General features: G+C 45.2%; 12 protein-coding genes. 4 read left to right on the top strand and 8 right to left on the bottom strand.

Annotation, left to right across the window (positions count from 1 at the left end; translation table 11 throughout):
* Nucleotides 1–131 precede the first annotated feature (131 nt).
* Together CJD36_RS12015 and CJD36_RS12010 are read left to right on the top strand one after the other, a co-directional pair.
* Nucleotides 132–875: an electron transfer flavoprotein subunit beta/FixA family protein gene (locus CJD36_RS12015; protein WP_105039419.1), complete on the top strand. Its 744-nt coding sequence runs from the start codon at nucleotides 132–134 to the stop codon at nucleotides 873–875.
* Nucleotides 876–994: 119 nt separating this feature from the next.
* Nucleotides 995–1969: an electron transfer flavoprotein subunit alpha/FixB family protein gene (locus CJD36_RS12010; RefSeq protein WP_105039418.1), complete on the top strand. Its 975-nt coding sequence runs from the start codon at nucleotides 995–997 to the stop codon at nucleotides 1967–1969.
* 62 nt (nucleotides 1970–2031) lie between these two features.
* Here CJD36_RS12010 and CJD36_RS12005 read toward each other — a convergent pair whose 3' ends face one another.
* The 6 genes from CJD36_RS12005 to typA form a co-directional block, all read right to left on the bottom strand.
* Nucleotides 2032–2715 carry a hypothetical protein gene (locus CJD36_RS12005; RefSeq protein ID WP_133162618.1) on the bottom strand — a complete coding sequence of 228 codons (684 nt, stop codon included), beginning with the start codon at nucleotides 2713–2715 and terminating at the stop codon, nucleotides 2032–2034.
* A 116-nt stretch (nucleotides 2716–2831) separates the two neighbouring features.
* Complete coding sequence (locus tag CJD36_RS12000; protein WP_133162617.1) at nucleotides 2832–6173, bottom strand: T9SS type A sorting domain-containing protein; 3342 nt, start codon at nucleotides 6171–6173, stop codon at nucleotides 2832–2834.
* Nucleotides 6124–7947, bottom strand: coding sequence for a GEVED domain-containing protein (locus CJD36_RS11995; protein ID WP_105039415.1), 1824 nt, complete (start codon nucleotides 7945–7947; stop codon nucleotides 6124–6126). The genes CJD36_RS12000 and CJD36_RS11995 overlap by 50 nt, the downstream gene beginning before the upstream one ends.
* A gap of 301 nt (nucleotides 7948–8248) precedes the next feature.
* Nucleotides 8249–13765, bottom strand: coding sequence for a T9SS type A sorting domain-containing protein (locus CJD36_RS11990; protein WP_105039414.1), 5517 nt, complete (start codon nucleotides 13763–13765; stop codon nucleotides 8249–8251).
* Nucleotides 13766–14666: 901 nt separating this feature from the next.
* On the bottom strand, nucleotides 14667–17606 hold the full coding sequence (locus tag CJD36_RS11985; protein WP_105039413.1) for an Ig-like domain-containing protein: 2940 nt from the start codon (nucleotides 17604–17606) through the stop codon (nucleotides 14667–14669).
* Between the two features lie 316 nt (nucleotides 17607–17922).
* Nucleotides 17923–19731, bottom strand: a complete 1809-nt coding sequence (gene typA / locus CJD36_RS11980; RefSeq protein WP_105039412.1) for a translational GTPase TypA — start codon at nucleotides 19729–19731, stop codon at nucleotides 17923–17925.
* Between the two features lie 291 nt (nucleotides 19732–20022).
* Here typA and CJD36_RS11975 point away from each other — a divergent pair, with 291 nt between their 5' ends.
* Both CJD36_RS11975 and CJD36_RS11970 read left to right on the top strand, forming a co-directional pair.
* The gene (locus CJD36_RS11975; RefSeq protein WP_105039411.1) at nucleotides 20023–21489 is read left to right on the top strand and encodes an MBOAT family O-acyltransferase; all 1467 of its coding nucleotides are present in this window, start codon (nucleotides 20023–20025) and stop codon (nucleotides 21487–21489) included.
* Nucleotides 21490–21492: 3 nt separating this feature from the next.
* On the top strand, nucleotides 21493–22437 hold the full coding sequence (locus CJD36_RS11970; RefSeq protein WP_133162616.1) for a hypothetical protein: 945 nt from the start codon (nucleotides 21493–21495) through the stop codon (nucleotides 22435–22437).
* Nucleotides 22438–22632: 195 nt separating this feature from the next.
* Here CJD36_RS11970 and CJD36_RS11965 read toward each other — a convergent pair whose 3' ends face one another.
* Nucleotides 22633–23481 carry a hypothetical protein gene (locus CJD36_RS11965; protein ID WP_105039409.1) on the bottom strand — a complete coding sequence of 283 codons (849 nt, stop codon included), beginning with the start codon at nucleotides 23479–23481 and terminating at the stop codon, nucleotides 22633–22635.
* A gap of 23 nt (nucleotides 23482–23504) precedes the next feature.
* On the bottom strand, nucleotides 23505–24758 hold the full coding sequence (locus CJD36_RS11960) for a hypothetical protein (RefSeq protein WP_105039408.1): 1254 nt from the start codon (nucleotides 24756–24758) through the stop codon (nucleotides 23505–23507).
* Nucleotides 24759–24793: the final 35 nt, after the last annotated feature.

Raw genomic sequence — 24793 nt, 5'->3', positions numbered from 1 at the left:
AAGGCAAGCCAACCTATAGTTTTAGCCAATAGTATTTAGCTCAACCATGGTCAAAGTGTGGTTTATTTATATTGATTTACGCTTTTTTGCGTAGTTTCGCACTCGATTTTATAAGGTTCAAATTTATTTTAATGAAAATATTAGTTTGTATCAGCCAGGTACCCGATACCACGGCTAAAATAGCGTTCAGTGATAATAACACCACCTTCAATACACAGGGTGTTACCTTCATTATTAATCCTTACGACGAATGGTATGCATTGGTAAGGGCATTGGAACTGAAAGAGAGCGGACCTGCTACTGCGGTGCACCTGGTAACTGTGGGTAAAGCCGATGCTGAACCTGTTATCCGTAAAGCACTGGCGCTTGGTGGTGATGAAGCTATCCGCATTGATGCAGACAGCAATGATCCTTACTCAATAGCTGCAAATATTGCCGACTATGCAAAGGCTCATAATTATGACCTGGTATTGTGCGGTAAAGAATCGATAGACTATAACAACGGTAGTGTTGGCGCAATGGTTGCCGAGCTGCTGGATATGAACTTCCTGGGTTTTGCATCTAAAATAGACGTGGCAGGTACTACTGTAACTGTGAAGCGCGAAATAGATGGTGGCGAAGAAACAGATGCATGCGAACTACCACTGGTGATCTCTTGCCAGAAGGGTGTAGCAGAAGCACGTATTCCTAACATGCGTGGCATTATGGCTGCACGTACCAAACCATTGACAGTGGTTGCCGGTGCCGCAGTAGCTGCCGTAAGCAGCATAACAGGCTACGAAATGCCACCTGCCAAGAGCGGTGTAAAGATGATCTCTGCCGACAATATGGACGAGCTGGTAAAGCTGTTGCATAGTGAAGCGAAGGTTATTTAATAAAATGGCTTAATTGCTCAATGGCTCAATGTGGTTGATGCTAACGCGATTAAGAATGAAGAAATGGCAATGCGCTGAGCACCCGTTTTTAATTTTTGAATTTTAATTTTTGAATTTTTATGATAGTTGTATTAGTAGAACATTCACAAGGAGTTTTTAAAAAGAAGTCGCTGGAAGCAGTTTTGTATGCAGCGCATATAGCAAAAGAAATGGGTACCGATATTACAGCCGTAGCCATGGGTAATGTACCTGACAGCGAAATGCAGACCCTGGGTGCTTATGGTGCGCAGAAAGTATTGCACACTACTGATGCCCGCCTGGATAATTTCAACTCTAAGGCTTATGCTAAGGTTGTTGTTGCCGCGGCACAGAAAGAAAACGCTAAGGTTATTATCGGCCTTCACGACACTACAGGCAAGGCAGTTATGCCACGTGTAGCTGCCCGCCTGCAGGCTGGTCTTGTTGCCGGTGCAGTAGGCTACCCCGACCTGTCTAAGGGTTTTACAGTAAAGAAAAATGTATTCTCTGGTAAGGCATTTGCATTTGTAAATGTTACCAGCGATACTAAGGTCATATCTCTTATGCCTAACACTTTCCCTGTAGTAAAGGGAGAAGGCAGTGCAACGGTTGAGCAGATGGAAGCAGGTCTTTCTGATGCCGACTTCTCAGTAAAGGTATTGGAAGTAAGCAAGGCTAGTGGTTCTGTACCATTGTCTGAAGCTGAACTGGTAGTATCTGGTGGTCGTGGTTTGAAGGGCCCTGAGAACTGGTACGTACTGGAAGCTCTGGCGCAGGAACTAGGTGCAGCTACAGCATGTAGCCGCCCTGTAGCCGATGCACACTGGCGTCCGCATGGTGAGCACGTAGGTCAGACAGGTGGTACCATCCGCCCTAATCTGTATATAGCAGTAGGTATATCTGGTGCTATTCAACATCTTGCCGGTGTTAACGGATCTAAGACCATAGTTGTGATCAACAAAGACCCTGAAGCGCCATTCTTTAAGGCTGCTGATTATGGTGTGTTGGGTGATGCAATGGAGATCGTTCCAAAGTTGACTGAGGCTGTGAAGAAATTCAAGGCAGGACAGAACTAAGAAAATAAGTGTATTATTTATAAATGCCCGGGCTTTGGTTCGGGCATTTATTGTTTTGTATATTATTTATGATCTACACTATCCAATAACGCACCGGTGAAATTGTCGTATTTCTTCCATACTCCTACCTTGCGCGTTGAATCGAGTATAACAACCCTATATTGCGCTGAGTGATCGTCATATACAATTGTATCAAGCCGATCATGTTCTGCTACCAATTCCAGATTGCCCTGCCACCTGTAAGCGTACGTGCTATCCCATTCCACCACTTCTGTCTTGTGGTATTGGTTCCTGTTGGCTAGTTCACACCTCCTGACAGTGCCACCCTTGAAATAGGTTAGATACATCTGCATAGAATCGTTTACCTGTATAATTCTATCTGACGGATGACCAAACGACCGAACCGACTCATACTCATTTTTGTCTGCGTTCAGCAGGGTCTTCTCAGAATAAGACGTATAGTCGCCAGTGTGGAAATCAGATGAGTATTTTGATACCCTTTTTATATAAACGCGCTCACTTACAGCTACGCCCTGCTTGTGTTCGGTCCATTCCTTCTCCCCTATTTTTTTGTCTTTATAAGCCTCACGGGTGTAGTATTCGAGTTCTATATACGTGGTGGTGTCTGCGCAGCTGGGGTAGATGTACATTGTCCACCATTTCTTTCCGTCTTTGCACACCATCTTTTGGCAGATGGTAAAACTGCTGCAAACTATGATGGCGAGAATGGAAATGATGTATTTCATGGCAAACAGCTTATGTACAATATTACAAATTCAATGCAATAAAAATTGACACAAAAAAGAGGGGAGCCATTTTACGAAATGGCTCCCCCTACTTTGCTAAAAACTATTTACCAAGGCTATTGACTGACGGTAAAGCGAATGGCCTGGTGTGCATTGGCGGAATTAATACGCAGCATATACATGCCCGATGACAGGTCTCCGCCTATCTGTACCTGTTCGTCGATCTTGTAATTATTTATTGTTATACTCTTTTTATAAACTACCTGACCAAGCAGGTCTATGATCTCTATTGTGGCTTCATTGTCTCCCTCTATCCATGAACCCGACAATGTGAATGAACCCGCATTAGGATTAGGATAGATGCTACAATTAATGTCATTTACAGTAACTGCACCTACGCCAAGTGCCGCGCACTGAGCCGGGGTATATACATAAAATGGATAGCGGGTAGTATCTGTGCCACACATATTACTTACAACATAGTAAGCAGTGTCCACACCCGATGTAATACCCGTAACCAATCCGCCGGTGCTGGTAATGGCAGCATGATTATTCACCACATGCCATGTACCACCGGTAGTATAGTTATACAACCTTATAGTATCACTCATGCAAAGGCGCACCGGGCCAAAGATATTACCCGCATCGGGCGCAGTAATTACATTTACAGCAATGGTGTCTGTAACCGGTGCACCGCAGCCATTGCTCACCGTGTAAGATATGATGGCAGTACCAGGCATCATGCCTGTTGCAAGGCCGGAAGATGCATCGATAGTGGCCACTGATGGATTATTGCTGGCCCATGTGCCACCGCTTAAACCACCAAGATAAAGAGACGCTGACCCCTGGCATAGCATTGAAGAACCTGTAACAGGAATAAATGTAGGAATAGGTAAGATAGTCACTGTAGTAGTTGCCAGTGCTGTACCGCAGCTATTGGTATTGGTGTAAGAGATCATAGCTGTTCCGGGTGTAACACCTGTAACTATGCCCATTCCATTTATTGTTGCAACAGCGGGGTTGGCACTACTCCATACCCCACTCAATACAGTATCAGAAAGGTTGCTGACACCGCCCACACATATGGTAGTGCTGCCGGTTATTGGCCCCATGGCTGGTAAAGGTGCTATAACTATAGATGCTGTAGCTGTAACCGTAAAGCAGCTGTTACCGGCAGACAATGTATAGGTACCCGATGAGGCTGTGCTTGCTGTAAACGCAGGCGGATTAAGCAATGCCGAATTATACCCGGCAGGACCTGACCAGTTGTAATTAGTAGCATTGGTGGCAGTACCCACAAGAGACATTGGAAAGCCCGAGCACAAAGCACCCACAACAATATTGGCAGAAACTCCTGTTGGCGGACCAACCACTATCACCGAAACCGTTATAGCGGTAGTATTGCCACATGTGTTGGTAGCAGTAAGGGTATAGATCCCGCCCGATGCAGGTGTTGTAGTAAAGCCCGCAGGATTAAGTACAGCCGAAGAATAACCACCAGGGCCAGCCCATGAATAAGTAGTAGATATAGGACTGGTGGCTGTACCTGTTAGTGTAAGCGTAGCACCGCTGCACACGGATGTTGGTGTTGCGCTTGCAGTTACTCCTGTCGGTGTTCTGTTTACTATAACAGATGCAGTAGTAGCTGTAGTACTGCCACATATATTGGTAGCTGTTAGTGTATATACACCCGCAGACAATGTTGATGTTACAAAAGGTGCCGGGTTCAGCACTGCCGATGAATAACTGTTAGGACCAGACCATGAGTAAGTAGTAGTAATAGGACTGGAAGACGTACCGGTGAGCGACAATGTACCACCACTGCACAAAGTAGTTGGCGATGCAGTTGCTGTCACACCTGTTGGCACAGTGCGAACAATAACTGAAGCAGTAATAGCTGTTGTACTACCGCAGCTATTGGTAGCAGTAAGTGTATAAACTCCCGCTGATGCAGTTGAAGTAACGAACCCGATCGGGCTAAGATCAGTTGAGGCATATGCATTAGGGCCCGCCCATGAATAAGTTGTTGTTATGGGGCTGGTGGCTGTGCCTGTAAGGGTAAGCGTAGCTCCGCTGCATAACGGTGTCGGTGCAGCGGTAGCGGTAACCAATGTGGGTGTTCTGTTCACAGTAACCAATGCGGTAGTACCCGTTGTGCTACCACAACCATTGGTGGCCGTAAGCGTATACACCCCTGTAGACAATGTTGATGTGATGATAGCCGCAGGATTCAGATTGGTCGACACATAACTATTAGGGCCATCCCACTGGTAGCTGGTGGCATTGGTGACAGTGCCGGTTAGTGTCAATGCATCGCCCGCGCAAAGCGTGGTGTCTGATGCAATGGCAGTAACGGCAGAAGGGATAGTATTGATAACAATTGCCGCTGTAGTGGCGGTAGTATTACCGCAGGTATTAGTAGCGGTAAGTGTATATACACCTGCCGACAATGTTGAAGTAGTAAAGCCAACAGGGCTTAGATCTGTTGAAGTATAGCCATTGGGGCCACTCCATGAATATGTAGTAGTAATAGGGCTGGTTGCTGTGCCCGTAAGCGTCAGTACATCGCCGCTGCATAGCGCCGTGGCGTTAGGGGTTGCTGTTACAGCAGTAGGCACTGTGTTGACCACCACTGATGCCGTAGTAGCCGTAGTGTTACCGCACGCATTAGTTGCAGTGATCGTATATATCCCTGCCGATGCTGTGGTAGTAGTTATAACCGGCGGATTTTGCGCTGATGATGAATAACCTCCCGGTCCGCTCCAGCCATAGGTTACAGGAATACTACTGGTAGCTCCTCCCGTAAGTGTCAATGCATCGCCTGCACAAACAGTTGTAGAGTTAGCAGTAGCGCTTACTGCTGCAGGCACTGTATTAATAACCAGACTTGCGGTAGTAGCCGTAGTATTACCGCAAACATTAGTGGCCGTCAATGTATAAATGCCTGCCGACGCTGTTGATGTAGTAATTACCGGCGGATTAAGCACAGCAGCTGAGTAGCTGCCCGGACCACTCCATGAATAGGATGTGGCACCTGATGCGGCACCCGTTAGCGTAAGTGCATCACCTGCGCACAAAGGCGTGGCCGATAAAGACGCCGTGACAGCAGTTGGAACCGTAACTATGGTTACAGATGCTGTTGTAGCGCTAGTATTGCCACATGTATTGGTAGCCGTCAATGTATAGATACCTGCCGATGCCGCAGTGGTGGCAAAACCAGGAGGGTTAAGTGCCGCAGCGCTGTAACTACCTGGCCCTACCCATGAGTAAGATATAGCGCCGGTTGATGTACCTGTAAGAGTAAGTGTATTGCCCAGGCATATTGTTGTCGCTGATGCTGTTGCAGATACGGTTGTAGGCATTGTGATCACTGTTACCATACCGGTATTAGTAGTGGCACTGCCGCAGCTATTGGTAACCGTTAATGAATAAATGCTCGATGATGCTGTAGATACCACAAAAGAAGGGGGGGGTGAGCACAGCTGACGAATAGCTTGCAGGCCCGCTCCACGAGAATGATGTTCCCCCTGTAGCAGCACCGGTAAGCGTGAGCACGCTACCACTGCACAATGTAGTGGCCGATGGTGTAGCCAATACCGCACTTGGTGGTGCGGTAACTGTTATCGCAGTAGTGGTAACGGTAGTACTGCCACACGCATTGGTAGCAACAAAAGTATATATACCCGCGCTGGCGGTACTAACTGTAAAAGATGCAGGTGTAAGCGATGCTGATGTGAATGAATTAGGCCCTGTCCACGCATAAGAAGTAGCCGTTGTGGCAGCGCCCGTAAGCGTGAGTGTGTTACCCGCGCATAGCGCAGTGCCCGATGGTGTGGCGGTTACCGCTGTTGGCGCTGCGGTACATGGTGATACAATATTTACATAGTAGTCTTGTGTCTGGCCATATGTATAGTTGTTACATGGGCTAACAGTATATGTTATACCATTATAATTACACCTCAATCTGAGCACCGTTATTCCGGGAGTAGCACCTGCAGGAATTGTTACACTCACTACATACGTGTTGTTATCGCCACTAGACGAATAGCTTGTCATTACGTTTTCCCCCGTAGCGAAAGTTCCATTCTGATTATAGTCTATCCACCCCTGGGCATCATCTCCGCCAAACGAGCCAAATGTAGATACGGTAAGTGTATACGTAGAACCAGCAGTCAGATTTGGACATGGACTGGTATATAAGGATACGCCACTGGTCAATCCTGTACAGCCAATACTATTATTTATCGTAGCGAAAGTAACGTTGGTGAAATGGTCATCAGCACACCCGCTTGTTGTAGTTGGGGTGCAATAGGTGCACAGAAAACCAGTTGTAATGTTCACTGTAAATACAGTCGACGTATCGGACAAACTACTCAAAGTACACAGATCTATGACCCGGTAATAAGTTGTTGCTGTAATACCGGATGAGGTATACGTACTACCCGTTCCAACATTTGTCCATGGGCCGGATGCAGATGAAGCACTTTGCCACTGATGGGTAATACCGGTACCCGTGCTGGTGGTAGTTGATAGCGCGAACGATGTACTGGCGCATATGGTAGAAGTACCGGAAATAATAGGTTCAGGTGGTGTCCCTGTACAATTAGGATAAAAGTCTACAGAAACATCATCGATCTGAATATCATATCCGAAATTAGATATACCCTGAAAGATTATGTAATTAGTTGCAGTACTATAGCTTGCCGGAATAGTGTAAGTATACTGATACCACCCCTCGCTGGAAACAGCAGGAGCGCCTGTAATATCCTGTTTTATTGTAGCCAGAGTTGTTGCACCAGTGGCAGAAGCCGAGGTATTTACATACACTTTTACCCTGTCATTATATGCAAAGAAAATATCCTCTTCACCACCTCTGAACATCCAGAAAGATACAGTGTACACACCTGCACCGGTGAAATCCAATACTGGTGTGACGAGGTTTGCAGTACTGCCACTGGAATAACTGAAGCTGTTAAAATATGCCATCCCGGCACCTGTGTGTGTTCCCGGATTACCGGTAACCCAAGAGGCGTCAAGTGAAGTCGCTGCTGTCGCTCTCTTCCATGTATCTCCGGCAGCACCGCCGCTTACATGCGCTCTTGTCCACGTACCTGCGGCAGTAGGCGGAAAGGTAGTGGCATCAAAGCTCTCTGTCAAAATATTAACCTGCGCATGGCTTCTTAAAGCGATGAGCGAAACAAACAGTACAATTAGTAGGTATAGCTTTTTCATACTTGCTAAAGTTTATTATCCAATTCAATAGTCTACTTAATTAGTAGTTTATAAACTTAACGACTTTATTCTACAAGAAAAAATTATTACATATAGGCTACATAAGTCCTTCAAGTATTAATTTTTGGTTGCATTTTGTGTAAACACTATCCCATAAGAATGTCAGGATCATACAAAATTTCCGCTTTGCCCTGTAATGGTTACGAGTAAAATTCAGGGCCGATGCTATCCAATTTCCAAAAACAAAAAAGGTAGCCGTTGATAACAACGACTACCCTTTTCAATAAAACGAAGTATTATACTATTGACTTGTTGTAAACCTTATGGCATCATGCGCATTGGCTGAATTGATGCGGAGCATGTACATACCTGCCGACAGGCCATTACCCATCTGCACCTGCTCATCTATTTTGCCATTGCTTATAAGGATATCCTTCCTGTACACCACCTGGCCCAGCAGATCTATGATATCTATGGTGGCGTCATTATCGCCCTCTATCCATGAGCCCGACAAGGTGAATGAACCTGAGTTAGGATTAGGGTAGATGCTCACCTTAAAGTCGGTAACGTTAACCGCACCTACGCCCAGTGCCGCACATTGTGCAGGCGTATATATATAGAACGGAAAACGGGTAGTATCTGTTCCGCAACTATTGGTCACCACATAGTAAGCTGTATCTACACCCGATGCATTACCCGTAACCAGGCCACCGGTGCTTGTTATTGACGCACGGCCGTTCACTACATGCCATGTACCACCCGTAGTATAGTTATACAACCTCATGGTATCGCTAATACAAAGGCGTATAGGTCCAAAGATATTACCTGCAACAGGCGCGGTAATTACACTTACGGCAAACGTATCCGTTACCGGCGTACCGCAACCATTATTTACGGTATAGTAGAAGATAGCACTACCCGTCATCATACCGGTTGCCAGTCCTGTAGCACCGTTAATGGTAGCTACTGCAGGGTTGCTGGTACTCCATGCACCACCGGTAATAATATTACTATAAAGCGATGCTGAACCCTGGCAAAGTAATGATGACCCTGTAACAGGCGTAGATGCAGGAACCGGTATTACAGCTACTGTAGTAGTAGCAAGTGCCGTTCCGCAGGTATTAGTATTGGTATACGAGATAGTAGTTGTGCCCATAGCCACACCCATTACCGTACCTATTGCATTAATGGTAGCTACCGATGGATTACTACTGCTCCACACACCACCCAATACTGTATCAGCCAGGTTACTGGTGCTACCCTCGCAGATAGTTGTTATGCCCGTAATCGGACCCATTGGAGGCAGTGGCGCTATTACAATTGATGCTGTTGCAGTAACTGTAAAACAACTGTTGCCCGCAGCCAATGTGTAAGTACCCGAAGATGTAACGCTTGCCGTAAAGGTTGGCGGATTAAGCAAAGTAGAACTATAACCTGCAGGACCAGACCAGCTGTAGTTGGTAGCATTGCTGGCGCCGCCAACAAGCGACATTGGGAAACCTGAGCATAAAGACCCTACAACAATATTGGCTGTAACACCCGTTGGCGGACCAACTACTATTACTGATGTTGTGGTGGCTATGCTGCTGCCACAGGTATTAGTAGCAGTTAGGGTATAGACACCTGCCGATAAGGTTGATGTGATAAAGCCGGCAGGATTAAGCACTGCAGACGAATAACCTCCCGGACCTGACCATGAATAAGTAGTTGTGATCGGGCTGGTAGCAGTACCCGTTAGCGTAAGCGTAGCACTGCTGCATACCGATGTTGGCGAGGCACTTGCTGTCACGCCGGTTGGGGTTCTGTTTACTGTAACAGAGGCTGTAGTTGCTGTAGTACTGCCGCAGATATTAGTGGCAGTAAAAGTATACACACCCGCAGACAATGTAGATGTTACAAAAGGTGCCGGATTCTGCACTGCCGACGAATAACTATTAGGTCCACTCCATGAATAGGTAGTGGTAATAGGACTGGTAGATGTACCTGTAAGCGATAACGTACTACCACTGCATAGCGTTGTTGGCGATACAGTTGCGGTTACCCCTGTAGGAACCGTACGAACTACAACCGAGGTAGTTACTGCCGATGTACTGCCGCAGCTATTGGTAGCCGTAAGTGTGTACACGCCTGCCGATGCTGTAGAGGTAACAAAGCCGGCCGGATTAAGATTAGTTGATGAATATGCATTAGGACCACTCCATGAATAAGTAGTTGCTATAGGACTGGTGGCGGTACCTGTAAGGGTAAGCGTAGACCCGCTGCACAGCGGCGTTGGTGCTGCTGTAGCAGTAACCGCCGTAGGTGTTGAATTGACCGTAACAAAGGCAGTGGTATCAGCAACACTACCGCATACATTGGTAGCCGTAAGCGTATAGATACCGGTAGACAATGTGGTTGTAATTATTGCCGCCGGGTTAAGGTTGGTCGATGAATAGCCACCAGGACCATTCCACAGGTAAGTAGTGGTAATAGGGCTGGTCGATGTACCGGTAAGTGTCAGCGCATTGCCCGCGCATAGTGTGGTGGCAGATGCGGTAGCGGTAACTGTAGACGGTACTGTATTAATGATAATTGACGGTGTAGTTGCTGATGTGCTTCCGCACACGTTAGTTGCCGTTAAAGTATATACACCTGCTGATAGTGTGGAAGTCACAAAGCCTGCAGGGCTCAGCACTGCTGATGAATAACTATTTGGCCCACTCCATGAATAAGTAGTAGTTATAGGGCTGGTTGCGGTACCGGTAAGGGTAAGCACATCACCGCTGCAAAGCACTGTAGCATTAGGGGTAGCTGTCACTGCTGTAGGCACTGTATTCACTACTACAGCCGCTGTGGTAGCAGTGGTGTTACCACACACATTGGTAGCGGTAATGGTATACACACCCGCAGAGGCAGTAGTAGTTATTATAGCCGGTGGATTCTGAACAGCCGATGAATAACTGCCCGGTCCGCTCCAACCATAGGTTACAGGAATAGTACTGGTAGCAGCACCTGTAAGCGTTAATGCATCGCCCGAGCACAATGTGGTTGGGTTGGCCGTAGCTATTACCGCAGTAGGCACTGTATTAACTACAAGACTTGCCGTATTGGCAGTGGTACTGCCGCACGTGTTGGTAGCTGTAAGCGTATACACACCTGCCGATAAGGTAGTAGTAGTAATAACAGGTGGATTGAGCACCGCTGCTGAATAGCCACCCGGGCCGCTCCACGAGTAAGTAGTGGCAATAGGGCTGGTGGCAGTACCTGTTAGGGTAAGCGGATTACCGGCACAAAGCGGTGTAGCAGATATTGCTGCCGTTACAGCCGTAGGCGGTGTGTTTACAGTTACAGATGCGGTAGTAGCATTATTGCTGCCGCACGCATTGGTTGCTGTTAGCGAATAGATGCCTGCGGAAAGCGTTGTAACTGCAAAGCCTGCAGGATTAAGCACAGCCGCGCTGTAGCCACCCGGACCACTCCAAAAGTATGTAGTAGTTATAGGGCTGGTAGCAGTACCCGTTAATGTAAGTGTATTGCCCGCGCATAGCACCGTGCTAGATGCAGTGGCCGATACTCCAGTTGGAATAGAGTTAACCGTAACGCTTGCAGTTGTGGCAACAATAGCGCCACAAGTGTTGGTAGCCGTAAATGTGTAGATGCCGGAAGATGATGGAGTTACCGCAAAAGATGATGGAGTCATAACGGCAGCAGAATAGCCGCCCGGGCCGCTCCATGAGTAAGACACTCCGCCTACCGCAGTTCCTGTAAGCGTTAATATATCACCACTGCACAATGTTGTGGCCGAAGCTGTGGCAGTAACACCTGCCGGGCCTGCTGTTACCGTTACCGATGCTGTTGTAGCAGTAACAGTACCGCACACGCTGCTGGCAACAAGAGTATAGATACCACTTGATAACGTTGATACCGTTATACCCGCCGGACTCAATGCTGTTGACGAATAACCACCCGGTCCGCTCCATGAATAAGTGGTAGCACCAGTAGCAGTACCGGTGAGTGTCAGCGTATTACCCACGCATAATGCTGTACCCGACGCTGTAGCGGAGACGCTGGTGGGCGGTGTATTGATCGTCACTGCTGTTGTATCCATAGAGCTACAACCAGATCCGGTTACTGTGGCTACGTAGTTTACAACAATAGGAGATAATACGGTAGTTGGATGCACATAAACATTGGTAGCCGGTGTACCCGCTACATAAGGAGTAGTAAACCCTGGATCACTAAATAGGTGTGTTGTTGGAGTCCATGTGGGTGGTGTAGATGATGTTGGTGTGCCTGTAATAAGGATATTATCGAGCGCCCACCAAAATCCCCAGGTAGATGTATAGTTAAACCTGACCATGCAATTGGACATCCCTAAATACGCTGTTAGAGGAAAGCTGGCAGTTGCGAAAGAGCCAGTAGCACCTACATCCACGCCGCCCGAAAAATAATTATTAATTACTGTCCATGTTAATCCGCCATTTGTAGATATTTCAGCATTTACATTCACGTCTCCGGTAGCCCAACGTCTGTAATTATGTTGAAAAGAAAATGTTGCTGCGGAATACCCAACTAAAGAAAATACAGGTGATGTGATTCGTGTTGATGTAACAGAGCCGGAACCACCCGCATCGGGTATTGACAATAAAAACTGTGTATTATCAGGGCTGTTAAAGGTTACTGAATATGGAGAATAGAAATAACCATTAGGCTGCAATTGGAAGGGTGACAATGCAGCGGCGGTAGTACTACCGGTATTGTCTACAACCCATGGCGCAATCGAAGTATTAAAATTCTGAGACAGTATTGTACCTGGGGTAGGAGGTACTGTGGCTGTAAGTGTAACGTTTCCTCCGTTACAAATAGTTGCTACCGATGGGGTAATGACAGGAACAGGAGCTGCTGCAAGGAAACTAACAGTGGTAGTAGCGGTGGTCGTGCAGGTGCCGTTGGTGGCAGACAACGTGTAAGTACCCGCTGTAGCTCCAGTAATAACCGGGCTTAAGGATAATGAACTGTAGCTACCCGGACCAGCCCATGAGTAAGAAGTGCCGGTTGTAACACCTGTCAGCGTAACCGTACCACCCGGACAAACCGGACCGCTATTACTTGCAGAAGCTGTAACCGCGCAACTATACCAACGATATATTTGTCCATTTGCGGGTGAGGTAGCAATGGTGGTCGTAAACGCAGTGCTTGAAGAGGTAGGAGCCGCGCTAGGCGCAGAAAGTGTCTGGTAATCTGAACCACTATTGGAAATGCCGATAGTAGCAGTTGTGCTTGCAAAATTGCCGGTACCATACCAGTATTCAACAACGTTAGAACTTTCATATAGTTTTATCTGAAAATTTGCTCTTGTAGTAACGAAAAACGGAGTAAACTCTTTCCATTCAAACGTGAATACCCTATTTGGAGAAACACCAGTTGTTAAATAGTACGCAGTACCTGCAGGAGAACTAAAGGACCCTCCATCGAGGTCGTCCCAGTATGCCATCAAAAAGCCCGCACCTATGGTTGTTGCATTTGCCGTAGAATTACCTCGCCCTACTGCCGCAGAAGGAAGTGCTCCCGAAAGTGACAACCATCCATTTGAGCACGCCGATACGGTATTATAGGTAATGCCGCTAAAAACAAATGGGAAACCTATCGGAATGGCAGCCTGGTTGGCATCATCGGCACATACCGCACCCACGTAAGTACCCGTTCCGGATATAGAGCTGTATGTACCGGTTAGCGAAGTAAAATTATAGGTAGATGCTAACTGAGCATTACTAACGCCTGCAATACAAATTGCAGTTATCAGCATGATTAGAGATCTTAGCGAGTAGATATTTTTCATAATAAGCTTATTAAATAAAAAAACATTAACGTAAACTTAATAAATTCCAGCCTTTAAAACAACTTTAAAATATGTGTATCATTAGCTGATAAGTAACATTGTTTGCAATTATTTAATTCTTAGTTACTTTATTTATACAGATTACATCCAATATATATCCACCACAGCACTAACTATCACTTAAAATCATCGCTTTATATCAGGTAGGTAGCTGATTCACAGATTATTGTGCCTCAACCTACCTTTTCCCCTACCTTCTAGGGCAGGATTTTTGTCGACTATACCCCGAAAAAAAACATATCCACACAAAAAAACTACCCTAAAACCCTTACCCATAGGGCATTACAGCCGATTTTTCCGCAAATTTTGTGGATATGTTTATTTTATCATGTCATTTTCTCACATTAATTTGCACCCAATTCAGATGAAGATCTGTACGTTCTTTGACATTATGAACCCATATGAAAAACGATCACCCCCGCACACGTAGGGGCTGAAGATCTTCAGCCCTGCAGCAACCAGGCAGCCGTCTAGGCACAGAAAGAAAAAAGTGGAAGTAATCGGAAAAAAGTGGAAGAAAGTGGAAGTTTTAGGAAAGTTGTTAAAACACCCTGAAACTCAATACCACAGAGCATTTCAGCCAAAACACCCGAAACAAAACTTCCGTAAACAAGAAAAAACTTCCACTGGCAGAAAGACTCGTAATACTCACCCTAGCTGGTCATTGGCAGGCACGAAGCAAGCTAGTAGTGGGACGTATTCGTAACTAATACACCATACTGCGAGACCAACATGTAAACAAAAACCGGGATTATCTAACCAACAAGTAAACCGCTCCGGCATAGCCCTAAAACAACAATGCCCTCACATGGAGGGCATTGTAAAAGGAAAGCTATTCAGACTACCTTATAAGTGTCACATCGCCTTTGGCAATAAGTTCTTTAGCACCACAGTCATACTTTATTACATAGTAGTAAACATCCATATCCTGCGGAACGCCATTGTATTTACCATCCCATGCCATATTGCTGTTGGTAGATTCAAATACTACCTGTCCCCACCGGTTGGTTACACGGAAGCCATGGAACCTGTGATAACCCTGGTAGATAGGGCGGAACAGATCGTTCTTACCATCGCCATTAGGCGTAAATGCAGATGGGAAGCTAACTGTGCAGCAATAGTCTGGTGTCAGCAACAGGCTATCGGTGTTCTTACAGCCAAACGCATCTCTCACTTCCAGAGACACATAACCGCTTGTTTCCACTTTACCCCACACATCAGCACCAATGTTCAATGCGAAGAAATGCGATGGATACCAGCTATAGTTATAGCCATAGTTGAAAGAATCTGCCTTAAACTCTACACTGTCTTCCAGGCACAACGGGCCATCGCCCACTATCCTGAAACGGGCATCCGGTATCACATGTACATTTACGGTGTCATTAACTGTCTGACTCCTACAGCCAGCTACAGATACCCCATAGATCTTGATGACGTGTATACCTGTAGTAGGCCAGCTAACCGTATAAGGGCCTCCGCTGTTAGAGTTATGAGTAATGATGTTGGCACCTGCGAAATCCCATACGTAGGTCGATGCATTGTCTGAGTGCGCTGTAAGTGCCAATCCTACCGTATCTCCCTGGCACACATTCTCTTGTATGTACGGATCAACAATTGGCGTAGGCGATACAGAGATACGAATGGTATCATAAGTAGCACAGAAATTTGCATTATCACCTATACGCAGCACCACATCCTGCAGATTCAACGAATCGAAGCGAACGACAACTGATGTAGAAGAAGCCGTACCGCTAACAAAAGATGCGCCCTGCGGCAATGTCCAGGTATAACCGGCACCTATTGGTGTAGCACCAAAATAGCTGAGTGTCAATGTATCGAACTGGCACACATATGGTCTGCTCTGCGTAATGGTAAACGTTGGCAGGAACATGGTGGTCACCATTAAAGACGCAGGATTGCTGATGCAACCATTCACCATTTGTGTAACAAACCATGTGGTGCTACCAGACACCGTAGTTGGTGGTACAGGCGCTGTACTGCTGCCCGATCCGCCCAATGTTGTATACCAGAGCAGGTTACTACCTATAGCGGTAAGAGCCGGAGCGGGGAAGAACTGGCAATAAGAAGTATCGGCAGTCACCGGTGGCGCAGGCTTTGGTTTGATGGTGACAATATCCCTGGCGCTGTCGCTGGTGCAGCCCAATACTGTTTGTGTTACATAATAGGTATCTACTCTTGCCAATGTTGTAGAAGGCACCGGTGTAGCGGCAGAAGGCGCAGTAACACCGGGGCCATACCAAAGCAAGCCGGTACCTGTTGCGGCCAGTGGACCGGAAGGATCGAGCTGGCAATAAGTAGGTGGGGCAACTGTTGGTGGTGCAGGCTTAGCGTTAACGGTAACTACAAACGCAGCGCGAGGGCTTTCACAACCTGTATCTGTTTGTGAGGCATAGATGGTTGTAACACCCGCTACGCTCGTATTTACAGTTGGCTGTGTAGTGCTGCCTGTGCCGCCTGTGGGCACAGTGTACCATTTAATATTGGTACCGGTTGCCGTAAGTGGTGTGTAAGCATTGTACTGGCAATAAGTTGATGTACCTGTAAGTAAAGGTGCCGCCGGCGTAGGGTGTACCACTGTTGTAAATGATGCCCTGTTGCTCTCGCAGCCCGATACTATCTGGCTAACCCATGTAGTGGTAGTTCCTGCCACGCCGGTATTTACGGTTGGTGTGGTCGTAGAAGCAGTTCCACCTGTAGCGGCAGTATACCAGTTAAGTGAGCCGGTAGTACCTGTTACCACAAAAGGAATAAAAGTTTCGCCGGTGCAATAAGGCGTATGGCCCGACAATACCGGTGCCGCAGGTGGTGTACCTACTATTACCTGTATTGTAGCCGCCGGGCTGATGCATGAGCCTGAACCCTGGCGCACATAGTAGTAAGTGCTGCCAGTAGTAGCAGTAGATGGTGTTGGCGCACCTGCAAGCGGGGCCATTGTAGTATCGGTATACCAGCTGTAAGGGCCGCCGCCACCCGCTGTAAGCGGAGAAGCTGTAGCACCGAGGCAATAGTTAACCGGAGATACTACAGTAGGCATAGGCGAAGTACTGGTAGATACTACATGTACATCTTTTATACGCTGATCGCTGTAATACAAACCTGTGCTAGAGCTGAAACCAAAATAACCGTTGATGGTCATTGGGTATACACCCGTAATGATTGGTGTAGTAGAGTAGTTGACATATACATTGATCGTACCCGCTGTGTAATCAACCTTCACGTGGTGCCATGTACCATCGGTCATATAAAACTGGTTGGTAGCAACTGTGCCCAATCTTCCGGTAGTAGAACCCTCTACATAAGAAGTAATGGTACCATTATAACCCAGCAAAGTGATCAGTGGATTATCTGCACCCGCCGCGCTGTTATTATCATAAGTATCCAGTACCAGTATCAAACCATTGGCATTGTTTGGAATACCACACCCACCACCACCTGTTACGGCAATTGGTGGATTGCTCAGGTACCAGAATGCGATACCATCGGCCACAGGCGTACCTGCCGTAACAACGATCTTGTAGTCAAAGTCAACAGTAAAATGGCCGCAGGTAGTCAAATTGGTTGCTGTATTGTAATACACATAACCATTCTGTGAACTGGCCGCGCCGGTAAGCCTCATAGTACTATCTATACCGGTAGAAGACCCTCCTAAGATCCAGCCGGTAGTACCAATAGGATTGCCGGTAAGTGTAGCAGTAAACTGAGCAAGCAGCGTAGTATGTACAAAAGCACTTGCCAGTAAGAATAGAAATATCTTTTTCATAAATTATTTTTCAAGAGCGTCAACAGGGATAGTTAGTTTAACATTTAACGTATATCAAATGTTAATTCTGTAAAATTACTACGAATACTATTTAAGCGTTAGTCGCAAATCACGAATAAGTTCTACACTAAATTCAAGTATACCAACTACTAAGACAGACAACATTGGCAAATACGATGGGTAAGTTGGTCAAGAATAAGTTCTACAAAATTAGCCATTGTACAGTCTCTGCAGGTGTATTTTGAGCAACCGGGCCTAAAAAACCCCGCATCTTACAGATGCGGGGTGTACTAAACAATGCAAGACTTTAATATGATTAAGCTTCTGATTTCATCATTTTAGAAGATTTCTTTCTTTCTTCTTCACCCAACTGGATCTTACGTAGACGCATGTTCAAAGGTGTTATCTCTATACACTCATCCTGCTGTATGTACTCCATACACTCTTCAAGCGTCATCAATATCTTTGGAGTTATACGAACTGAATCATCAGTACCGCTTGAACGCATATTGGTCAACTTTTTGGTTTCCGCAACATTCACCACCAGATCACCTGGCTTAATGTGCTCACCAATGATCTGACCTTCATACAATTCCTGACCCGGATCGATGAAGAAAGAACCGCGATCCTGCAACTTATCGATAGAATAACCTGTTGCCTTACCGGCAGCCTTAGCGATCAATACACCATTGCTACGACCAGGGATAAATCCTTTCCATGGCTTGTATTCTGCAAAACGGTGTGCCATTACAGCTTCACCCTGTGTGTTGGTCAGCATCTGCGAACGCAGACCTATCAAACCACGTGATGGTATGTCGAATTCCAGGTGCTGCATTTCGCCCTTAGTTTCCATGATCAGCATTTCACCCTTCTTCTGCGTAACCAGGTCAATAACCTTACCGCTGAACTCAGCAGGAACGTCAACTACAAGTACTTCATATGGCTCGTTCTTCTTGCCATTAACTTCCTTGGTAATAACCTGTGGCTGACCTACTGTCAACTCATAACCTTCACGACGCATAGTTTCTACCAATACGCTTAAGTGGAGGATACCACGACCGAAAACAAGGAATTTATCTGCATCGTCAGTTTCCTGAACGCGAAGAGCAAGATTCTTTTCCAGTTCCTTCATCAACCTGTCACGTATGTGACGGCTGGTAACAAACTTACCTTCTTTACCAAAGAAAGGTGAGTTGTTGATAGAGAACTGCATGTTCATTGTAGGCTCATCAATAGGTATGATGGTTACTGCTTCAGGATTGTCGATATCAGCGATCGTTTCGCCGATCTGGAAGCCTTCAACACCAACTACCGCGCAGATATCTCCGCACTGTACTTCGGTAACACGCTTCTTACCCATGTCTACGAACACATAAAGTTCTTTCACACGGCTGCGCTGCATAGTACCATCTATTTTGCAAAGCATAATAGGCTGGCCTTCCTTCAACACACCACGGGTGATCTTACCAATAGCTATACGGCCAAGGAAAGAAGAGTAGTCAAGTGAAGTGATCTGCAACTGAACCGGACCTTCTACAACTGTAGGGGCAGGTACAACTTCGATAATCTTATCCAGCAATACAGTAATGTCTTCTGTAGGGGTCAATGAAGTATTGAACCAACCTTGCTTAGAAGAACCATATATTGTAGTGAAGTTCAACTGCTCTTCAGTAGCATCAAGCTGGAAGAACAATTCAAAAACCGAGTCATGAACTTCATCAGGACGGCAGTTTGGCTTATCTACTTTATTAATAACAACGATAGGACGAAGATTAAGGTTCAACGCCTTCTGCAGTACGAAACGAGTCTGTGGCATAGGGCCTTCAAACGCATCTACCAACAACAAAACGCCATCAGCCATCTTCAATACACGCTCCACTTCACCGCCGAAATCGGCGTGACCCGGAGTATCAATTACGTTGATCTTTACACCTTTGTAAGTAACAGAAACGTTTTTTGCCAAAATGGTGATACCGCGCTCACGTTCCAGGTCATTGCTGTCCATGATAAGGTCGCCGGTTTCCTGATTGTCGCGGAAAACGTTAGTAGTGTGCAAAATTTTATCCACCAGAGTTGTCTTACCGTGGTCAACGTGCGCAATGATGGCAATGTTACGAATATCCATAAAAAACTTCCTATATACTCTGCTAAGAGTATGATTTTTTTGTAATTTGCTCCTAAAAAATAACCCTGCCTGTAGAAGCAATCAGGAAGGGCCGATTCATTTCAGGGTGCAAAAGTACGGAAATACTTTAATAAAAAGACATGTTTAAACCTGCGGGGTTGTTATAAAAACATTAAGGTTATTCTTTAAGTCTTACCTTTTAGTGAATAATGAGCAATAGCTACGTATTACCTCTTAATTTGTACCTACTTTCACCTGCCGTCAACAATTTCTTTCTTAACCGGGTATACAATGCTTTTCAACTCCTTAGCGTTCCTGATATTTTTCCCGGTAGTCACCCTACTCTATTTTCTGGTGCCTCATGCACTCAGGTGGGGATTATTGCTTTTTGCCTCTTGTTTCTTCTATATGTTCTTCAAGCCGGAGTACATACTTATACTTGGCGCTACCATTTTCATAGACTATTGGGCGGGTATATTAATAGAAGGGGCCACTGAACCGGGAAAGAGAAAAAGATACCTGTCGCTGAGTATCATAGCCAATGTGGGCGTGCTGGCCGTTTTTAAGTATTATAATTTTTTCAATAATAGTGTTTCGGGCCTGGCGCTGCTATTTGGTGTAAAGAATATGTTGCCTGTGCTGAAGATGGCCTTACCCATAGGCTTGTCTTTCCATACCTTCCAGGCAATGAGCTATACCATAGAAGTGTATAGAGGCAAACAGAAGGCGGAACGACACTTTGGTATCTACTCTTTATACGTGATGTTCTATCCGCAATTGGTGGCAGGGCCTATTGAAAGGCCACAAAACCTTATCCACCAGTTCAGGGAAAAGCACAGCTTTGACTATGATATGGTGATGAGCGGGCTGAAGTTGATGATGTGGGGCATGTTTAAGAAGGTGGTGATTGCCGACAGGTTGGCATTGGTTACTGACCGGGTGTTTGGCAATCCGCATAAATATTCCGCTACAACGCTGGGTATTGCCGTTGTGTTTTTCGCATTCCAGATCTATTGCGATTTTTCGGGTTACTGCGATATAGCTATTGGCAGTGCCCGGGTGATGGGATTTAAGCTGATGCGCAATTTTAACCGGCCCTATGCGGCCATAAGCATTGCCGATTTCTGGAGGCGCTGGCACATTTCTCTTTCCGGCTGGTTTAGAGACTACCTGTATATACCATTAGGAGGCAGCAGAGTAAGCATACCGCGCATGTATGTGAATATTATGATCGTATTCATCATTAGCGGACTGTGGCATGGCGCCAACTGGACGTTTGTAATATGGGGTGCGTTATATGGGGTATATTATATAATCGGCATTATAGCGCGAAAGATCAGGAGCAATTCCGCCATCTTTACCGGCATAGGCAAAATATCGTGGCTGGATAAAACATTGCAGATCATCGCCACCTTTACACTGGTGTCGCTGGCTTGGGTGTTTTTCAGGGCTAATAGTGTTGCAGATGCCTGGTATATTCTACAGTCATTATTGTCTGTTCCCGGCGAAGTGGCCAGGATGGTGCTCCATCATTCTTTTGTGTCAGATGCCCCTACTTCACCGTTCAAACTACTAGAGTGCGTATTGGTGATCATACTCCTGGAAGTAGTGCAGTACGTACATGCACAGAAAAACATCAACACTTTGCTGGCAGCTCAACCCCGATACCTGAGATGGGGCGTGTATTACGCGGTTGTACTGGCCATCATTTATTTCGGGATATTCGAAAACAGGGAGTTCATCTATTTTCAATTTTAAAGCATGAAGCGATTTATTATCCGCATACTATTGTTCATGATCCTACCCATACCATTGTTGTATGGGCTGAACTATATTGTGGATAAGGGCTTGCAAAGATCGAACTACATCTACTATTCCGAATGGAACGACCTCTTTGCGGGTAAGATAAATGCGGACCTGCTCATTTGCGGTTCATCCAGAGCCCTGCAGGATATTTCGCCGGCCATCTTAGATACATCCCTTGGGCTCAACACCTATAATCTTGGAATGGATGGCACCCACTTTTCCATACAGTATGACAGGGTAAAGATGTATCTACTCTACAACAAAGCACCAAAGTACATTGTGCAGACAATGGACTTCACCTCCTTCGCCGAGCGCAACTCAATGGATAACCAGCTGCAGTTTATGCCCTATCTTTCTAATCCTATTGTTATAGAATATACTGCTAAATACAAAGATCATTATAGCTGGTCGGAGCGCTACTTCCCTTTGTTCAAATACAATAATCAATGGCCCATAATTGAGGAAGGTGTGAAGAGCTACCTGGGGCACGGCATGCCGCCAATAAAGATCAAAGGCTACTTTGCGCAAAACAAGAAATGGGACTACACCTTTGACCGGTATATACAACGCGTGCCCTACCCCGTGGGGGTACATCTGGCCGGTTATTCACTAAATAGGTTTTATGATTACCTGGCGTTCTGTAATAAGAAGGGTATAAAAGTGATCATAGTCTTTCCGCCGGTCTATTATGAGTTTCTACGCTACTGTAAAAACAGAGATTATATATTGGGCATCTTCAGGAATTGCCAGGCAAAATATGGCACTACTTTTCTCGATTATTCTAATGATGAATTGAGCCGATCGAGAGACAACTTTTATAATTCCCAACACCTGAATAAAGGTGGCGCCGAGATATTTTCAAGTAAACTGGCCAATGACCTGAAACCACTGCTGAAGTAGCTACTTTTAGTGAGATGACATGGTATACAACAGCATCCACAGTGCACTCATAAAAAATATGAACGCTAATAGCAGGTAACCGATCAGCTTTCTTATCTGTTTTGGGGTGTATTTGCTCATAGCTGCAAAAGTAATAAAATAAAAATGCCTGCCCATTTTCTTACAAACGGGCAGGCATTAAAATATTAAGTGTGTTTATTTCATTGGCTCAGATGCAGTCATGTTGAATGAACGGGTAGCCGTGGTCATAGGCCCTTCAACCGCCTTGCCGTCTTTATCTAACAGGGTGAGCATAACCTTACACTTGCCGGTACCCAGGTTCTGAATGAAGTTAGATTCCCATGTTCCAATAGTTACAGTAGTATCTATTTTCAGGTCTTCATTCATTATCTGCGCCTTTACTTTGTATCCATCAGCACCCAGTGTGGTGTTCATTACGTAGAAGTCAAGCAATACATTAGCAGTATCCTTACCTATGTAATCGCCCTTAGGACGGCTGTAAAACAGCATTGGCGTTTTAGGATCTTCCAGTTTCTTGTAGTTGCCCTTTTCATCTACCTTAAAGTGCAACACAACTGCCGCATCCTTATTCTTCAGCGACTCGTGATAAGAACGGCTGAGGAAACAAACCAGGTAATGCTCAGTATTGTTGGCAACAGTTACTTCATTCTTAGGCTCATACAATGCCTTATATGGCGCATTGTCTAGTATAAAATGTATATGCTGGCCCTTGTCTGAATTATTGCAACCCTTACCGCTATTATCGGCAGTCTGCGCTTTAAGATCATATCCTTTCACATCAAAGTTGAAAGTGAGTTTAGCAGAGTCTTTACCTACCTTCTCGGCAGTAACCGGCTTCATAGCCAGCTTTGCATCTGCAAACTCAGGTGATGCACCCACCTTTGCGATAGCAACTGCTGCGCGTGGTGTAGCTTTAGTAGAATCGGCAGTTGACTTGTTGCCTTCTGTGCCGGCATTATTACATGCAGCAAGTCCCAACGTGGCTACCGCAGCAATAGCAGATAATCGTACTAAATTTTTCATGTCGTTGAATATTTGCAGCAAAATTAACTGGTTAATGTTTCAATTGCATCAAAAGATTCAGGAATTGAGCTGCTAGGGACAACTATGTCTTTTAAATCATACTTTTGAATTTCAATGACTCTATCTAGCCTAAAGTATCGCGTGTCCTTTTTGCTATGGCACCAACCTTTTAGGTACTGGTATGTATCTTCTGTTTCTGGTATTATCTCTGACGAGTCCAAAATCAAACAATTGCTTAAATACCGAACAGTCGTCTTCCCATTATATCTTCCGATATACTTAATTTTGTAGTAGACATCTTTAGAATTGTCGGTAATAGTCACAGCAATATTCGGGATATTGCCGTACGCGAGTATTGGGTTTCCATTCCCATCTACTCGTTCGTCGTATCGTGAGAAAATTTCAGTGTTTGCTCTATAAATGTGAAAGTTCCCTTTTAAATCGTTGATGTTTTCGTCAAAAGAAATTCCATTAATAACATCTATACAATCAACAAGATACGAACCAGAACAATAATATATCTTTCCAGTTTCAACTAAAGTATTATCTTGATTTTCACGAGGACTTTTTGATCTATAAACTATTTGTCTTGGCATACTAAAATATAGAAGATCTTCTTTCAAAACGTCTTCCACATACTTTATCGACTCTACCGGCAAAACAATTTCCGAGAATTTGTCTGACAATTGATTGAAAAACTTGCATTTTACGAGAAGCTTAGAAATCTCCCTTTTCCTATTACCTGTTTTGCCATCGAAAACAGGTTCCTTGGTTTCGCTCTTTAATATACCTGTTATCTCAAGAATAGGGCTCGCAAAAGTCAACAACGCATTTATTTTCTTCTTTGGCCCTTGGTTATAGTCATTTTTTTCCTCGAGAGAACTTTTCCTTTTTCCTTCTTCCATTTTGGAGGTAATAAAGTGAACCTTTGTACCGACACCCATTTTTCTCAACTCATCAAAGGATAAATGTTCTGTAGCTGCGGCTTCAATTACCTTCAATAGCTTTGAGGAAATCCACGTTTCCTCAAATTGCTGCGTTTTAGTAGAAAACCAAATGCACTTGCACTGGCTTGATGATTTAGTTGTTTGAGACATCCCCGTCATCTCATCAAAATGATTCTTTGTATCTCTAGTGATTTCGCCAATTACCATTAACGGAGAAATGTGCAATGGCTCCCCGGAAAGCACAATTGAAGTATGACTATCAGAAGCAATGAAAGGATGTGAACCAAGAGCGACAATATCGCCAATGTTGAAAGATTTATCAAGTGACATGTAGAAAAAGATTTTACTAATTACGAACTAATCAC

Source organism: Flavipsychrobacter stenotrophus, assembly GCF_002954265.1.
GTDB classification, from domain to species: domain Bacteria; phylum Bacteroidota; class Bacteroidia; order Chitinophagales; family Chitinophagaceae; genus Flavipsychrobacter; species Flavipsychrobacter stenotrophus.
The sequence above is the reverse complement of the archived record's forward strand: the minus strand, read 5'-3'. Positions and strand labels throughout refer to the sequence as shown.

Coding starts and splice junctions, on each gene's coding strand:
- CJD36_RS12015 (WP_105039419.1), top strand. CDS start 132: ATGAAAATATTAGTTTGTATCAGCCAGGTACCCGATACCACGGCTAAA.
- CJD36_RS11965 (WP_105039409.1), bottom strand. CDS start 23,481: ATGAAAAATTTAGTACGATTATCTGCTATTGCTGCGGTAGCCACGTTG.
- CJD36_RS11985 (WP_105039413.1), bottom strand. CDS start 17,606: ATGAAAAAGATATTTCTATTCTTACTGGCAAGTGCTTTTGTACATACT.
- CJD36_RS11990 (WP_105039414.1), bottom strand. CDS start 13,765: ATGAAAAATATCTACTCGCTAAGATCTCTAATCATGCTGATAACTGCA.
- CJD36_RS12005 (WP_133162618.1), bottom strand. CDS start 2,715: ATGAAATACATCATTTCCATTCTCGCCATCATAGTTTGCAGCAGTTTT.
- CJD36_RS12010 (WP_105039418.1), top strand. CDS start 995: ATGATAGTTGTATTAGTAGAACATTCACAAGGAGTTTTTAAAAAGAAG.
- typA (WP_105039412.1), bottom strand. CDS start 19,731: ATGGATATTCGTAACATTGCCATCATTGCGCACGTTGACCACGGTAAG.
- CJD36_RS11995 (WP_105039415.1), bottom strand. CDS start 7,947: ATGAAAAAGCTATACCTACTAATTGTACTGTTTGTTTCGCTCATCGCT.
- CJD36_RS11970 (WP_133162616.1), top strand. CDS start 21,493: ATGAAGCGATTTATTATCCGCATACTATTGTTCATGATCCTACCCATA.
- CJD36_RS11960 (WP_105039408.1), bottom strand. CDS start 24,758: ATGTCACTTGATAAATCTTTCAACATTGGCGATATTGTCGCTCTTGGT.
- CJD36_RS11975 (WP_105039411.1), top strand. CDS start 20,023: ATGCTTTTCAACTCCTTAGCGTTCCTGATATTTTTCCCGGTAGTCACC.